This window comes from uncultured Rhodoblastus sp. (assembly GCF_903903185.1).
Lineage (GTDB): Bacteria > Pseudomonadota > Alphaproteobacteria > Rhizobiales > Beijerinckiaceae > Rhodoblastus.
In genome coordinates this window covers 20,634-35,695 of record NZ_CAIUXT010000209.1, presented here as the reverse complement: position 1 = coordinate 35,695, position 15,062 = coordinate 20,634, and the positions used below count along the sequence as shown (strand labels likewise).

General features: G+C 56.2%; 13 protein-coding genes. 1 reads left to right on the top strand and 12 read right to left on the bottom strand.

Annotation, left to right across the window (positions count from 1 at the left end):
- Window positions 1–200: 200 nt before the first annotated feature.
- The 12 genes from QZY01_RS18405 to QZY01_RS18350 all read right to left on the bottom strand — a co-directional run bounded on the left by QZY01_RS18405 (window position 201) and on the right by QZY01_RS18350 (window position 14,165).
- Window positions 201–1,550, bottom strand: coding sequence for a hypothetical protein (locus tag QZY01_RS18405; protein WP_294540100.1), 1,350 nt, complete (start codon window positions 1,548–1,550; stop codon window positions 201–203).
- Between the two features lie 190 nt (window positions 1,551–1,740).
- Window positions 1,741–2,988: a hypothetical protein gene (locus tag QZY01_RS18400; RefSeq protein WP_294540098.1), complete on the bottom strand. Its 1,248-nt coding sequence runs from the start codon at window positions 2,986–2,988 to the stop codon at window positions 1,741–1,743.
- 115 nt (window positions 2,989–3,103) lie between these two features.
- A complete protein-coding gene (locus QZY01_RS18395; RefSeq protein ID WP_294540096.1) occupies window positions 3,104–4,063 on the bottom strand; it encodes a glycosyltransferase family 2 protein in 960 nt (319 codons plus the stop codon).
- Window positions 4,064–4,091: 28 nt separating this feature from the next.
- Entirely contained in the window at window positions 4,092–4,667 is a 576-nt protein-coding gene (locus QZY01_RS18390) for a putative colanic acid biosynthesis acetyltransferase (protein ID WP_294540094.1), read from the bottom strand.
- The gene (locus QZY01_RS18385; RefSeq protein WP_294540092.1) at window positions 4,664–6,571 is read right to left on the bottom strand and encodes a hypothetical protein; all 1,908 of its coding nucleotides are present in this window, start codon (window positions 6,569–6,571) and stop codon (window positions 4,664–4,666) included. The genes QZY01_RS18390 and QZY01_RS18385 overlap by 4 nt, the downstream gene beginning before the upstream one ends.
- A gap of 155 nt (window positions 6,572–6,726) precedes the next feature.
- Complete coding sequence (locus QZY01_RS18380) at window positions 6,727–7,026, bottom strand: transposase (protein ID WP_294540089.1); 300 nt, start codon at window positions 7,024–7,026, stop codon at window positions 6,727–6,729.
- 44 nt (window positions 7,027–7,070) lie between these two features.
- On the bottom strand, window positions 7,071–8,168 hold the full coding sequence (locus QZY01_RS18375) for an acyltransferase (RefSeq protein WP_294540087.1): 1,098 nt from the start codon (window positions 8,166–8,168) through the stop codon (window positions 7,071–7,073).
- A gap of 43 nt (window positions 8,169–8,211) precedes the next feature.
- Window positions 8,212–9,126 (bottom strand): class I SAM-dependent methyltransferase, encoded by a 915-nt coding sequence (locus tag QZY01_RS18370; protein WP_294540085.1) that lies wholly within the window; start codon window positions 9,124–9,126, stop codon window positions 8,212–8,214.
- Between the two features lie 118 nt (window positions 9,127–9,244).
- Window positions 9,245–9,415 carry a hypothetical protein gene (locus QZY01_RS18365; RefSeq protein ID WP_294540083.1) on the bottom strand — a complete coding sequence of 57 codons (171 nt, stop codon included), beginning with the start codon at window positions 9,413–9,415 and terminating at the stop codon, window positions 9,245–9,247.
- A gap of 268 nt (window positions 9,416–9,683) precedes the next feature.
- Window positions 9,684–10,388, bottom strand: coding sequence for a hypothetical protein (locus QZY01_RS18360; RefSeq protein ID WP_294540081.1), 705 nt, complete (start codon window positions 10,386–10,388; stop codon window positions 9,684–9,686).
- Window positions 10,385–12,631, bottom strand: a complete 2,247-nt coding sequence (locus tag QZY01_RS18355) for a polysaccharide biosynthesis tyrosine autokinase (RefSeq protein ID WP_294540080.1) — start codon at window positions 12,629–12,631, stop codon at window positions 10,385–10,387. Before QZY01_RS18355 ends, QZY01_RS18360 begins: the two co-directional genes overlap by 4 nt.
- A 61-nt stretch (window positions 12,632–12,692) precedes the next feature.
- Window positions 12,693–14,165, bottom strand: coding sequence for an O-antigen ligase family protein (locus tag QZY01_RS18350; protein ID WP_294540078.1), 1,473 nt, complete (start codon window positions 14,163–14,165; stop codon window positions 12,693–12,695).
- 156 nt (window positions 14,166–14,321) lie between these two features.
- Between QZY01_RS18350 and QZY01_RS18345 the strand changes: the two genes are divergently transcribed.
- The gene (locus tag QZY01_RS18345; RefSeq protein ID WP_294540076.1) at window positions 14,322–15,056 is read left to right on the top strand and encodes a hypothetical protein; all 735 of its coding nucleotides are present in this window, start codon (window positions 14,322–14,324) and stop codon (window positions 15,054–15,056) included.
- The last annotated feature ends 6 nt before the right edge of the window (window positions 15,057–15,062 follow it).

Genomic DNA, 15,062 nt, shown 5'->3' with positions numbered 1-15,062 from the left:
CCGATCCATCCCCCCGATCTCTCCAGCGCGTTCATCAAAGTAAAGTTCATCAGGCGGTGAAAAAGCTGGTCGATGACGTGCGCCCCAAGACCGACGGCATCGAAAAGGCGCGAAAAAGCGAACCATCGTGAATTGAACGGGCTAACTGTGGACTGTGGAACAGGAGTTCAGATGAACGCGATTGTCCGAGCGGCAAGAGATCACAGGCGACCGATTAAAGACACGCCATTACGGTTGGTGGTAGTTCCGGTGCGTTGACTAGCGCCCGATACCCCGCGTCTGAAGGACCTCGCGACAATGAGCAAAGGCAATATGAACAGCCAAGTGCGAACTTCGACGATGATGGTGGCCTGGAATACCCCGCCGACCTCGATGAGGCTAAGCAACATCCTAAAGGTCAGCATCTGCCATATTACAGAACGGGTTCCGGTTCCCTCCGCTCGCCGGACCATGAATGCAAGCAGGGACCCCAGTCCCGCCATGCCCAAGACAATGCCTTCAAATCCCCAGGCCCAAAAAAAACTCCCCAACACCGTCGGGGAAAACCCGCCGAAGCTCCAACCGAGCAACTGCGCGAGGTCAGCCGGATCGAAAAAATGCACCTTTGCACTGAGAAGATCTCGAGGAAGAACCGCGAGAACGGGCGCAAAGAAGGATGCGACAGCATGTTCGTAGGGCGAGACACCGTTGGTGACGGAAAGGACGGTCGCGAATGCGGTGACAAGTCCAAGCCTGTCGAGCACCGAGTTCGAGTCATATGTATTTTCCGCGCTACCAACCCTTCCTTCGAGGATATCAGCATAGGCGGCGCTCAGCGCGTCGAACTGCGAGGCGACCACTTGCGAGTAGGCCGCGTTCGCATCGGCATGCACAAGGGTAAGCTCCTGACGATATGCTGTAACGAACAGAAAAACGAAATAGATCAGCAGGATCGCTGTCGCTCCGATAGCGCCTTCCCTCCACAGATTGCCTTTCGCGGCTCCTGAAGCGCTCCCAAAAATCCAGGCGACGCAGATTTGTACGACCGCGCCCTTGGAACTTGAAGCGATTGCCAGCGCGATGAGCATCCCGAACGTCGCCCAGATCAACACTTTGCTGTCTGAAACAGAACCATCTCGAGCTTTAGCGTGGAAGTATAAAAATATATAAGACAACAGGAACTGACGCAATTGCAGTACGATCATGGAGACAGTATTCGCATCCGAGAAACCTTCCAAATGGGAATAGGCCTGACCACGGGTCATCACAAGAGTCGCCGCCCCACCTACAAGACCGACAACGCCTACAAGCTGCCGCAGTCTATGTCCAGCAGAGACATCCACCTCAGTCGGCACCATCCTGACTGGCGCGCGGGGAAAAAACGTCAGGTTCATGTAATATGATACGCTGAATGCCGCCCATCCGCGATAGGCCCAAAGAGCTGCGGCATCAAGCGCCCACGGCGATAAAGTATACCACAATCGATCCTTGTAATAGTAGGGCGCTAAAATAGGAATGGTTACGGCGAATACCCACATGATTCCGATGATAACGCAGGGATCAGTAAACATAAGTCTACGGGTCGCCGTAACGTTGAATAGCAGTTGAACGAGTACGAGCCCACCAAGCAAGCCAGCCGATACCTCTCGTGGGAGGTCTAGAATCGCCACGGACGCGAACACTACACAGACCGGCAGAATAGCGCCCACGTCCGACTGCGGTGCGCGCGGAATTACGCGTTGATCTGTGGACATTACGAACCTATTCTGAACGTTTCAATTTTAGACACCGAGCCGACACGTTGCGCAATCGCTGGCCAACCGTCATCAGCAGAATCGATCCATCCGTGGATAAGACCTTGCCCGACGTGACCAAAACGACCACCAAACTGCAAAATTGCGCAAGGACATTGCCCCACGCTAGCCCGATCAACCCGCCGAATTTCACACCGATCAAGGAAAATGTCAGCATGCCGGCAAGCGCGACAAGTTCTCCGGACATGCCGACGCGCACATTGTGCATGACGCGCATGGCGCGGTCGGCAATCTGACGAATGCCCTTGAAAACGCCCATCAGCAGCAAGACTTGCAATACAGGCACAGCAGACCTGAAAGACTCTCCGAATGCCAGAGGAATGAGCCACGGGGCCATATAAGCCGCAACGCCATTGACCAACGCAAGCAGCGCCGCAGTGAAAGATAACTGCTTGTAAAAGATGGCTCGCTGCTCGGAAAGGGCAGCGGCCTGAGCAATGTTCCGGACGAGCAAGACCGCCATGCTTTGTCCGACGAAGGCGACGCCGAGTGTACTGATCGTCAGCGCGACAACGTAGGCACCTGCGCTGCTGCTGTCCAGCCACATGAGGACGATTGGCTTGTCAATTTCTGCCGAGGTATAGAGCAGCAGATTGGCGGCGTGGAACTTCAGGCCGACGAACAGATTTTCGGACGCCGCCCGGAGAGAAAGCGGCGCAAGGACAACGCCCGCCAGCGATATCCCGCAGATTAGCGAAAACATGAGCGCGAAAACCTGGGCCGCCATCACGATCTCGATCTGAATCTGAGAAGTTGCCACTAGGGTGATCAGCAGGGCGGCGTAGGCAATCGGTTGGCACAATCGAAGAACGCTCAGCCGTTCATAGGCGCCCCTCGCCTGAAGAATCGCTTTGAAATGCAGATCAAGCATTGAGATCGGGGTAAAACTGGCGGCAAAGACTTCGACCGCTCGCAGATGTTCATGCTGATCTTCTGGCCAAACCAAATGCACGAGCAATAGCGATAGCGCGGTTCCAAGCACGGCGATCAGCGTCTGCAACGACAAACTCGTGATCTCATAACGAACCGCGCGCGCGCCCGAGTCATTCACCAATATCCGACTGAGTTGTACGGCCGTCGCTTCGTTCAAGCTCAGATTGAACAGAGCCGCAAAGAACATTGGGTAAAACGTGCAGGCGAGAAGGACCCCCCTCCCGTCGGCATTTAGAGACCGCGCCAGCACGACACTGGTCAAAAGCGAAAGGCCAATCGAGAGACCGGACGCTCCGAACGACGACAGAATCCCTTTTAGTTTCAAGGCTTAGGACGCATAGGGTCGATCAACTGAAATTCCAGACATCGCCGCCTGGTCATCCAATCCTCTGCTCTTGAACCGCGTCAACCTCAAATCCCGTTCTATCCTTTATCGCCGAAGCAATGGAGAGGCTTTCTTGCCGAGCGAATGCTTCAATTTCATGCACTTTCGCGTCTACTAGCACCCTGTACCACAAACCTTGCATAAGATGGAAGTACAACCCTTCACGCCCATCAATGAAGCCAAGGCGAAGAACATATCGGTAAAAAAAATAGAGCATCGAGCGAAGCCCGGATGGCAGTCGTAAATATGCTTCATCTTTCACGAACCGCCGCAACCGCGCCTGCATGCCTGGATTCGCTTCTCCAAGCCCGCCGCACGGGAGGAACCTGTGCCGGGCGTTCAAGATTTCTATCGCTTCCCGTGAAGCATAACTGTTATGCTTTTCTGTCCACCATGTCAGAGATTTCAGGTTCCTGTCCGTGATGACCACCGGCGATTTCTCGACAGCGCCTTCTACGATGATGTGCTCGTCCATCCAGCGCAGTTCGCAGCGTCCGCGGCCATTTCTCCACAATCGGAGTTGCCAGCTTGGCTCGATTGAACCGTGTGAAATACGCCGGCCAAGAAAAACAATGCGGCGCTGAACCAGCAGGCCATCGGTGTTGTCCGCCGCCAAACCGACGACTTCGGCCAAGTTCAATCCCCTTTCATTCTCCAGGATTTCATCCGCGTCGATCCTCAGCGCCCATCCTGGTAGACCTGCGATGGCGTCTATGGCGAAGTTCATCTGGGTCGCATAGTTGACCCACATGTTCGAGACTACCTGCGCTCCGAAAGATCTCGCAATGTCGACCGTACGATCAGTCGACCCACTGTCCACGACAGTGATGCTAGTGACCTGACTGCGAAGGCTGGCCAGGCAACGCTCGAGGTGCATCACCTCATTACACGTCAGGACGATCGCGTGGATGTCGCACCGAGATGCCTGAGAGTTAAGTTCAAGATTTTTCATGGGATTGGGCGGATGTGGGCGCTCTGGCTCATGATTGTATCGGGTTGGACCAGTCTCTCGTCGATACCGCGCGGGCGGGGTTGCCAACGACCACCGTGTTTGCGGGAACATCCTTGGTAACGACGGCCCGGGCTCCGACCACCGCCCGCTCAGCTATTGTCACCCCGGGGCCGACGAAGGCTTCGGTCGCCACCCATGCTTCCGCCGCTATCGTGATGTCGCCGACCACGAGCGGCATTCCTGGAACACGATGGTCGTGCGTCGCTCCGCACAGGTAAACGCCCTGGCTGATGATCGCCTTGGCGCCGATCGTGATGCGCGCGGCCGAGTAGCAATTCGCGTGGGGACCCAAGCAACTGTCTGGCTCCATGACAAGGTTCCAGGGCGCCCAAATGCGCACGGTGGGATAGGGGCGCGCGCAGGAGCCAATGCGGGCGCCGAAACACCGCAGCAGGAAACGCCTCCAGCCATGAAGCGGGATTGGAGACAGGCGAAACAATGAGCCTTCGATGATAGACCACAACAGGCGGCGCAATTTGTCGCTCCGGCTCGGAGGCGGCACGGCTACCAAGCGCCCCGAAGCTGTCTTGCCGACATCGCTCATAAGCTCCCCGTCTTCACATGAACGACAATTTTCGGCGGCTGGCCTTGGTCCACAAACCCGCGTGTCGCGCTTCCGTGCAAATCGAATGACAGCAACTCGACCCACAGCATGTCAGGAATCTCCGCGACGAGCCGATCCCCTTGGACCGCTCCGCGGATATCGCGCGTCGACACCCTGCGCACGCCTGTCGCCTTGCAGTTTATGGATCCGAAATCATGGGCGCGCCCAACCCCATGGTTTTCCAGCGCCAGAGTGGCCGTTTCATCGAGCCCTTTGTAGGGGCGGACGACATCGATGGTAATCTCGTCAACGCGGCCCTGGACCGGCGCGCTGAACGCTTCCCCGCGATGCACCGCGAATTCGAGAATACGACTCGCCGGATCAAATCCTTGGCGCGGTTCGGCGATGCTCCGCGTGGCAGGCAGTAGTTTGAACCCGGGGGGAGCGTCGATGATCTGGTTGTCGCCCGCGTCGACGAATCTTCGCGTGCTTCTCAAGAACCGTTTCGCCTGGGGATCCAATGCAACAGCTCCCGTGAAACCGCCCGTCGCCACGAGGGTGCCTGCAGCGTCAAACGCTAGATCGTTAACGGTGAAGATCTGGGGCTCATTCCCGGCCTCAAGGGAAATGGTCGATGTTATGTCGATGGCGCGCATGATCTGACGCCACGCCGGATTGTGCGGCGAGATCGTCATCGTCGTCGCCGTTAAGCCATCGGGAACGAAGTCCAATGCGCCGAAAACGAAAGCCGAGGACTGCTCCTCGTCCGGATAGAATCGGCAGCCCTGCACGAGCACGGAGGACTTCGCCCAATCGAGAAGTACCTGCGCGCCACCTGGTCGAAAATATTGCGCCGCTATGTCAACGTTTCGGAAAATGACCTCGCGGGAACGCACCGACGTGTTCCATCCTTCACGACCACTCGACTGAAGACGACCGCCATCCATCTCAAAGTGCCGCACGCCCGTGCCCTGAGCAAGATCGGTGAGGACGCAGTTCTTCAGGCTGACCGTTTCGATGATCTTGTCGATTTCGGAATTTGCTCGAAAGACGCTGTCGTTAGCCTCCACGTTTCGCGCCATGGAAGGAAAGAAGCCATCGAACTCGGCATCATGGACTTGAACGTCGATCGCACCGGCGATTTCCAAGGTCCCGTCGTAGCCAGGAGAAATTTTTGTCCCGACACGAACCCCCTTGCCGCCACGCAGGACAAAGCGTTCGCATATCTGATAATCTGGGCGATCAAGGCAGAGCACGCGGGCCGCGCCGGTCGCCGTTCCACCATAAGTTTCCTTTGGCGATGCGTCGTCCGGCGCGATGGCCTTGTAGTCGAAGGTCAATGGACGATCGAGGGTCAACAGGCCAACGTCGCCGTTTGCAGCGACAATCCTGACGTAATCGAAATAGGCGGGATTTGGTGGAAATCCCTGCTCCTGTCGAGAGAACCAGTGCACCAGCGCCCAACCACCCGGCGAGAAATCTGCGGCTTTTTCTGGCCGCAGGAGCCAAACGGCCGTGTCTCCGGCCCTCACCGTGTGAATCCGTTCGCCGCTCGTCGCTCTTGAGAGATCCAGATTGCCGTCATTCATCGGATGAAAGACGCTTCCGGACCCGATGTAGAACGAGGCGTACAGGTCGGAGTAACCAAATTTTCCCGCGTTGACATTCCGGAACGACGCCCCGTAGGCGATCACTTCGATATTTCGAACGCCATACAGAAAGCGAGGTGTTGTGAGGTTATATACACCTGGAGAAAAGCGGTACGTTGAGCCGGGGTGAAGGATGGCGTGACGCCGCATCCTCTCCTGGGCTGCGGAATTCTCATGCGGCGATGTCGCGAAACCAAATATGGCGACGTCGATCGCTTCATCGGGAAAGGTCGTTGCAAGCTCGTTAGATGACATTTCACTTGCTCCTACGTTGCAGAACGTCGACGCCGCAATGAGCCGTTCAACAAACCTTCTTCGCGAGATCACGACATCAATCCACTATTTGAGAGCCCGTCCGAAGAGAAGTTGAGTCCACGGAGCCAATTGTGATTCCATCGTTCCTGTCGATTCTAGGACGGGTGGACGAATTTGATCAAGCATAGTGCACCGGCGAAGCTGACGATTGACCTGTAGTTGCGTGAGGTCTTTTCGCAGTGCAGGGCGACGCGTTTGAAGCGCTTGAGGCGTGCGAAGCTCTGCTCGATGCGGGCGCGGGCTTTGTAGAGGGGTCGCGCGAAGAAAGCCGGCTTGTTTTTTTCTTTGGCTTTGTGCGGAATCACCGGAGCTATCCCTCGCGTGCGGGCCGCCTCGCGGGTTGCCTTGCTAGCATAGCCCTTGTCGCAAATGACGGCGCGCGGTTCGATTGGCAATGATCAGGATCATGCCCCGCTCAATCGGAAGGCTCACAAACTTTTCATGCAATCGTCGGATAGACTCCGAGTAAACGCCACCGGACGACAGCCTGCATCGGTCGTTCAAAATATGTAAAAGAAACATGCGCTAGGAGGAACGTCACAACAATGTAGATTAAAACTGATGTTTGACTGGCCAGCGGCTCCGTTCCTCCGAACGACCAGAATACTGCAATAGACATCATGATTTGCAATGGAAAATGTATTAGATATGACGAGTATGTGAGGTTTCCCAACGCCGTCACGTAGGGTTGAAACCGCCGCATCAAATCGCTTTCCAGGAAAACGCACGCGCCAACGACGCCACACCCAATCGCAATGACGCCTAATGTATTCGCCCTGCCCTCCGAGACACTCAACCAGGCAAAGCCAAGTGAAGCCACTATGCAAGACGCCATTCCTGCGGCCGCCCGAAGCCGAGAAGCCAGAATACAGTGAAAGTTATAGATTATACTACCGCAAAAGAACAAAATTAGACACAATACGATGGAATTGGCACCGAATAGAACTCTCGCTAAAATCGCCAAACCCAGCAACTGAAATAATCCAATCAAATCGTTACGCACAAAACGGATCCATAAATAAAATATTAAATAAGATATCACCTCGACAGAAACCGACCATACGGGATGATTAAACGACTCACGCCACGCAGTTGACCATCCGGAAATAAGCAAGATATGCGCGATAAATTGATCTAAATCATTTACTTTATTTAAGAAAAATGACCCAGTCTCTGCGTAATAGATATATTGAACGCAAGCCGTGACAATAAGGCTCAAAAAAACTAATGGATATAATCTAGATAGCCTTAGAAAGATAAACGTTCTTAATGAAACTGACTTGCACGAGCCCTGGTATTTGTATGCAATAATGAATCCGGAAATGGCCCAAAACACAGGAACCGCGAGAAAGCCATAAGTGTATAAAGGTCCGAAGACATTGGAAAAAGCCAACGATTGGTAGGCAAGTTGGCTCGAAGTGACGCCGCTTACGCCTGTTAAGTAAAAATGTTTCACGTGATAAATAACTACCGAAAATGCTGCGCAGAATCGCGCAAGCTCGAGCAATGGAAAATGATGACTTGCATTGGTTTTCATTGCGTCTAGGGACCTGAACAGACTAATGCGTCAGACGGCTGCCTCATTTTTGGGCTTTAGCAGCGATATACATCATCTCGCCTTCAAGATTGTCATCTTTCATAAAATTAAACCAAAACTTGTTGAATAATAATCTTAATGCGAAGTTGCGATAAGGTCGGTTAGATGAAGCCATTTGCTCATTATTACTATATATAATGCCGCCGAGACGGCCCATCGTTACGATATACAACATTTGATGTGCGTATAGCTCCCACGGAGTAAAAGAGATATTGCCGAATAATTCGAGATCCGTGTGGCTCGTTATCAGCGAACATAGAGTTTCCGGTGTAAAATAGCTGATATGTTCGTGAGGTATCCACTTTGGAAATCTATCCCCTAACTTTCTTGCAACACTCGACGCAAAGTTATCAGTACCAATGATGATTGTGCCGTCCGGCTTGAGATGATGACGCAACGCCTTGATGAAGGCGACAGGATCCGGAATGTGCTCGATGACCTCGAACAGCGTGATGACGTCGAAGCGATCATCGTCTGACATTTCAATTATATTTCCGTACAATTCGTGGTCGAATTGCGTGCGCGCATATCGACGCTCGTGATTTGAGAGCTCAATACCTACGCGTCGAGACAAACCGATATCGCGCAGCAGATCCAAGAAAAACCCGTAACCACTTCCGACATCCAAAATGCTTTTAGATTCAGGAGACGGAATGAAGCGACGAAATACATTGCCGTTTACAGTCGCATTTACTTTCTGCCCAAGTTTCTGGCGCTCATTGCAATAACCGTTCTCATAAAACTCGTTGAGTTTAGAGGCAGTAGCCACATCTCTTACGAACATAAATCCGCAGGCGTTGCAAATGGATGATCTGAATCCGTCGAGATTACTGAATTGTCTGACATCGCTTGTCATGCACAATGGGCAACTGGTTCGATCCAGAAGTTGGTCGGTCATATCGTCAATCCCATGACACAGGAGCTTCTTTCAAAATTCCGATTTCGACCGAGTATTTGATGTCGAGCTGGGAGAAGCGATGGGTCAGGCTGGGCGCGGGTCTGAGTTCAGCATCCTGCTAGAGAACGTCATCGAAATCGGGCATGTCGACGAGGCTACAGCGCTTCACCTCGGCCGCCCATACGGCTTTGCGGGCGTGGTCGACTCGGAAGTTCGGATCGATGATGGCGACATGGCCAAGCGCGCAGCTTTGCAGATGATGGGCCTCGGCGTCGTAGGCGGCGTCCATGACTTCTAAGAGCGTGGTGCTGCCGGATCGCTCAACCGCCCAAAAGCCGCCCTTTATCGCGAAGGCTTCGACCGGGCAGGTTGCCTAGCCAAACCGCTCGTCGGGCTACCAGATCAATCGACAACTCCCTGCTGGAACCTTCTTCCACTCGCAACGCGCGCCTTGGGTGTGCACCGAGAAATGCGGGCTATTGGGACCCGTCAGTTCGTCGAGTTGAACATCGTAGAGAATGCCTGCGACATTTGCGATAACACCCATTTATCGAACGTCACGGTTTCGCAATGTCATGAGGCTGCGGCGGCTCGGCGTGGGTCTCCTCGCGGTCGACGACCGGAGGCACAATTGTTTCCAGCGACAGATCCAGCGCTTTCATAATCGGCTCGGCCGGCTTGCCGGCCAGAAGCAAAGCGGCAGAAATTTCTGCGCGGGTCTGATCGGACGCGACGGTCAGGATGGCGTCAAGGTCGCGTCGATCGTCGGTGGTGACTCCGCCCCAGCCGCCGACCAGATCGCCAATCAGGCCGCGGCGCACATCCGGGGGAAGCCTTTCCCACAGCGGCAAGCCAAAGACCGCCCTGCCCGCCATGAAACGAACCTCGTTCGGGCCGGTCAGCGACGAAAGAGCCAAGGCGCTGGCCACGTTCTGCATCGGCTGGCCCGCCTGTTGGCGGGCAATCGCCAAGTCGAGCCAGGCGCCGCCCACCAAAGGGGTCAGCCCGAGCAAGGCTTGCAAGGCGTCGACGCGCTCGGCCGGCGATTTGGGCGGCGCGAGGACGAGCGTCAAGCGCAAAGCCAAAGGCGCCATCGGCGGATCGATGGTCGAGGGTTGCAATCGCTCGTTAACGGTTTGCGGATCGGCCAATTGCGCGGCAACAGCGAAACGCAAGGTCGGCAGAGCCGTCGCAATAGCCATCATGCTCAAACCGACCATGAGTAAAATCGTCCAGAAACGAAGTTCCCGAATATTGATCATTCGTTATAATATTTCTTATAGTAACGACCACCATAATAATAGGAATAGGCGTATTTGCCGTATTTTTGGGCCTGGGCATCGATCACATAGTTGAATACGACGCCGGCGACCTTTTTATGGCCGTGCAGACGCTGGATGGAGTGTGCGACCATTTCGCGCGCGGTCGAGGCCCAACGGACCATGAAAACGATCTTGTCGACGAGATTGGAAACAATCAAGGGATCGACCACAGGGCCCATCGGCGGTGTATCGATGACGATCAGATCGAACTTGCCGCGCAACTCCTCGATCGTGCTTTGGAGCTTTTCCGAGCCGAGCAGGTCCTGCGGATTTTGAGTCTTGGCGCCGGTCGGGATGACCCACAAACGCAACGTCTCGTCAAAGCTGACGATTTTTTGGAGATCCGCGCCGCCGACGAGATAATCCACCAGCCCCAAAGCCTTGTCGAGCTTGAAATAGCGGGTAATCGTTGGATGGCGCAGATCGCAATCGATGACCAGAACACGCTGGCCGGATTGCGCGGCGGAACTGGCGATGGTCATGCAGAGGGTCGATTTGCCTTCGCCGGGAATGGTCGAGGTCACCTGAAGGATTTTTGGTGGATTGTCGACGTCGCTCATCTGGATGGCGCTGCGCAAAGACCTTATGGATTCGGAAAAGCGCGATAAAGGTTTGGCGAAGGGATATTGGGGAATTTGCAGAACGGCGCCGTCAACCGTCAGATCCAGTGTTTCCATTTTCGAGATCGACGCCAGGAGCGGCATATCGAGCATTTCCTCGACCTGCCGGGGGGTGGTGAAGCCAGCGTTGAGCATTTCGAGGAGATAGGCGCCGCCGGCGCCGGCCAGCAGCCCGAGCAAGGTCGAGATGATCATGATCTGGTTGGTCTTCGGGGAAGACGGCAGCATTGGCGGTTGTGCCGCAGAAATCACGCGCGCATCGCGCGCCTCAAAAGTCGATTGCTCCTGAGTGACTCGGGCGCGCTGCAAAAAATCCTCGAACAGGCTCTTGTTGACTGCGGCGGTGCGCTCAAGTTCGCGTAATGTGATCGCCTTGGAATTATCGATGTCGGTCTGACCGGTTACTTCGCGCAATGTTTTTTCAACGGCCAACTCGCGCGATCTGGCCAATTCATATTCATTGCGGATGTTATTGGTCAAACGGGCAATTTCGGCGGCCACGGCGCGACGTATGTCGGACAATTGGGCGCGCAAGTTAACGACGGAGGGATGGCGGTCACTGTAACGGGCCAGAAGATCGGCCTCCTGGCGGGAAACGTCGTTCTCCTGTTTGCGCAGATCGGCGATGGCGCCGGAATTCATCACGTCGGGCAGAGCCGAAATATTACCGCCATTGGCCTGGACGCGCTGAAGCAGGTCGAGACGCGCCTTTTTTTCCCCGGTCTCGGCGCGGGCGGCGATAAGGCGCCCATTCATCTGCGCCAATTGTTCCTGGTTGAGCGTCGCGCCAACTCCCGCCTGGACCAGATTATTGGCCGTTCGAAACGCGTTGACGGCCTCTTCCGATTCACGCAATTGCTGCCGCAATTCCACCAATCGATCGCTTAGCCAAACCGAAGCGCGTTTGGCGGCGTCGAAACGCGCGTCAAGCTTGTCGACGACATAGGCGTCGGCGACGGCGTTTGCCAGGCGCGCCGCCTTGTTGGGATCGGCCGAGGTGAACGTCACGTTCAACACCAAAGCCTGTCCGGCGCGCGCGACGCCGACCGCAAGTTTGAGGTTTTCCACCGTGCCGATGATCTCGGGCGACATGACGTCGGGGCCAGCATCCGATTGATTTGGGCGGGTTGGCTGCGTCGGCGCCGGTTCGGACGTTCGCACAAAAAAGCCTTTGATCGTCGACAGCATGCTTGCGCCGGGACCGACGGGGCCTGAGCCGAACTCGGCGTCGTTGAATAGCTTTTCCTTGGCGACGACCCGCCGCAGCAGAGAGCTCGATTTGATGACGGCGATCTGGCTTTCAATGGCCGCCAAATCGAGCGGCATATCGACGGGCGCAGCATCCTGGCTGATCGGCTTCGCCTTGCTCGGCTCCAGCAGAAGCTGGGCGCTCGCGGTAAAAAGCGGGGTTTGACGCGAAATATAAATGGTGCCGAGCAGGACCGCGAGCGCCGTGACCCCTAGAATAAATTTCCATTGGCGCCAAACGAAATTCAGCGCTTCACGAATATCGAATCCGCCTGTCTCGGCGACGCGATGTTCCAGATCCGGAGCAGAGTTCATGTTGGCTCGATCAAGCATCAGGCATCAATTCACTTTTGTCATGCGCAGCGTCATTCGACGTTCAGTCGGACGAGACACTGCGCGAACTTTCCGATTGCGCCAGCCCAGCTCCGAGCATGGCCATAAAGGTGAGCGTGACAGCTTCGATCTGCAGGCTGAAATCGACCATGGCGTGGGCGCCGACCAATAAGCAGGCGCTGGCGGCGACGATCGCCGCCGTGGCGTTGCCCCGGCGCGCCACGGCGGCGTGCAGACATTTCCATGCCAGCAAAGCCAGCGCAGCGATCAGCGCGCCGCCAAAGATCAGCCCCAATCCCTGCAAAACCTCCAGATAGCTGTTATGCGCCATGTCCCAAACGCCATAGGGGCTGATCGACTGGTCGCGATACATTGGGAACACATCGGCAAATGTACCGTAGCCAAAACCCAAAAAAGGCGCATCGAGCAGGGAATGGGCGATGATGACATCAACGGCGAGGCGGCTGGCGTCGGTGAGTCCGACCTCCGAAATGCGACCGACAATTCGATCGCCAAACATCAGGAAGCCGGCGAGCAAAGCAATCGAAACGAAAAGGATGGTCTCGATCTGTTCGCGGCCGCCGCGCCTCTGGGGGGCGAAAGATAGAACGAACAAAGCAAACATGCCAAGGCCCGTGGCGAGAATGCCGCCGCGCGAAACCGTGCCCAGAAGGGCGACCAATATGACGAGACAGGCGGCGACAAGGCGCAATCCCCGCCGCCCCGTCACTTCGATCAGCCGGGAGAGGCGATATGAGCCAATTCCTTCGAGGTTGGGAACTTCATGGCGAAACAGGCGCAAGGTCAGCGCGGCGGCGGCAATGAGGCCGAGACCGGCATAGGTAGCGAAGTTGTTGCGATTTACAAAGGTCGAGCGGACAAAACGGCCCGTGTCCGGCGCATCGAAGAAGGGGATGGCGCCGCCGTAAAAGGCCGACAGCAAAAGCCCATAAGCGGAATAGGCGGTAAAGATGGCGACGAGGCTCTCGATCAGAAGCATGGCGCGCCGCGGCGCGCGACAGAGCTGGATCGCCAGCCAAAGCACGCTGGCGTCGGTCAAAAGCCGCATCAATGCCAGCGCGCTGGCCTGCGGATTGACCGAAATCGCACCGTTGAGCTGAACGCCCAGAACGTCGCTGGCCATGGCCCAGATGGGATGAACAAAAGCCGGCGGCGCAAGAAGGGTCGAAATCTGGACGCCGATCCACAGGACGACGCCGCAGAACAAGCCGACCGGGACGGCGAACCGCTTGAGCGCGAGAGGATGTTTGCGTCCGCGCGCCAAAAGGCCAAGTTCATAGACGACGACGAGAGAGGGAAACCAGACGCCATTGACGCCCCAGGCCATTGGCCGATCGCCGCCAAGCCAGAACGGCGCCCATGCAAGACCGGCGAGGAGGCCGGCGAGGAGCAAAGTCTCCAGGGGTTCGTCGCGCCAGGAGATCGCCCAGTCGGAGGACGCGCCGAGCCACGGCGCAGTTGGACGATCCCCGACGATAAAAGACTGTGTCGACAAATGCGCAGCGATCCGTTGGCGTGGGCGAAGGAATTTTTCCATGCTACCGCCGTTTGGGTGAAACGAGCGCTCCACCCAGATCAACATTCATGAACCGCCCCTAAGGGCGATCGATCAAGCGGCCTCGAGCGCCGAGCGGTCGATGGTCGCGCGTACTTGGCCGCTGAGGATTTCGAGCAGAACCTGCACGCGGCCTGCGCCGTCCAGGCGCACCAATTTGCCGAGCGCCTCGGCCAGGGGCCCGCTCATGACGCGAACCTGCTGGCCGACGACAAGGTCGCGATCAAACCGGCAGACGCCGCCCTTGTCGCGATAATCAAGCAAAGTTTCGACAATCCCTGGCGGCACGGGGAGCGGAAACGACTTTCCCATGACCAGGCGCGAAACGCCAAAGGTGCCGTTGACCGAGCGCCAGCGATGCCGCTGGAGATCCAATGGAACGAAGAGATAGCCCGGAAAGGCGGCGAGGTTGGCGCTGTGCGTCTTGCGGGCGTGGCGCACCGTTCGCGTCACCACCGGCAGAAACGCACGAAAACCTTGCTGGCGAAGATGGAATTGAGCCTTTGCTTCGCGCCTGGCCAAAGCCTGTACGACAAACCAGCGCTCGCCGGGAGCCAGTTGGAAAGTTTCATCGAGCCAGGAACGTGGCGACGCTACCTGCACAAGACCGGTCGTCGCCGACACGCGCGACAATGGCGCGGCGTCACCCTCGAGGCGCCCGTTGGCGGACTCCCCGCTCTTTCCGCATTCGATTTCAAAACCCACATCAAACCCCATTTGCACGCGAGCGCATCATCGATGCACGACGGAACGCTTTCGCGGAGCCATTTCCAACACGCCTGCGGCGTCCCGTTCGTCCGGATCGAGAACAGAATCACTCAGGACCAATAGCTCTGA

Bases quoted from the DNA above. Each gene is read 5' to 3' on its own strand.
- QZY01_RS18405 (WP_294540100.1), bottom strand. From the start codon at position 1,550: ATGTTTACTGATCCCTGCGTTATCATCGGAATCATGTGGGTATTCGCC.
- QZY01_RS18395 (WP_294540096.1), bottom strand. From the start codon at position 4,063: ATGAAAAATCTTGAACTTAACTCTCAGGCATCTCGGTGCGACATCCAC.
- QZY01_RS18390 (WP_294540094.1), bottom strand. From the start codon at position 4,667: ATGAGCGATGTCGGCAAGACAGCTTCGGGGCGCTTGGTAGCCGTGCCG.
- QZY01_RS18385 (WP_294540092.1), bottom strand. From the start codon at position 6,571: ATGTCATCTAACGAGCTTGCAACGACCTTTCCCGATGAAGCGATCGAC.
- QZY01_RS18375 (WP_294540087.1), bottom strand. From the start codon at position 8,168: ATGAAAACCAATGCAAGTCATCATTTTCCATTGCTCGAGCTTGCGCGA.
- QZY01_RS18370 (WP_294540085.1), bottom strand. From the start codon at position 9,126: ATGACCGACCAACTTCTGGATCGAACCAGTTGCCCATTGTGCATGACA.
- QZY01_RS18365 (WP_294540083.1), bottom strand. From the start codon at position 9,415: ATGGACGCCGCCTACGACGCCGAGGCCCATCATCTGCAAAGCTGCGCG.
- QZY01_RS18360 (WP_294540081.1), bottom strand. From the start codon at position 10,388: ATGATCAATATTCGGGAACTTCGTTTCTGGACGATTTTACTCATGGTC.
- QZY01_RS18355 (WP_294540080.1), bottom strand. From the start codon at position 12,631: ATGAACTCTGCTCCGGATCTGGAACATCGCGTCGCCGAGACAGGCGGA.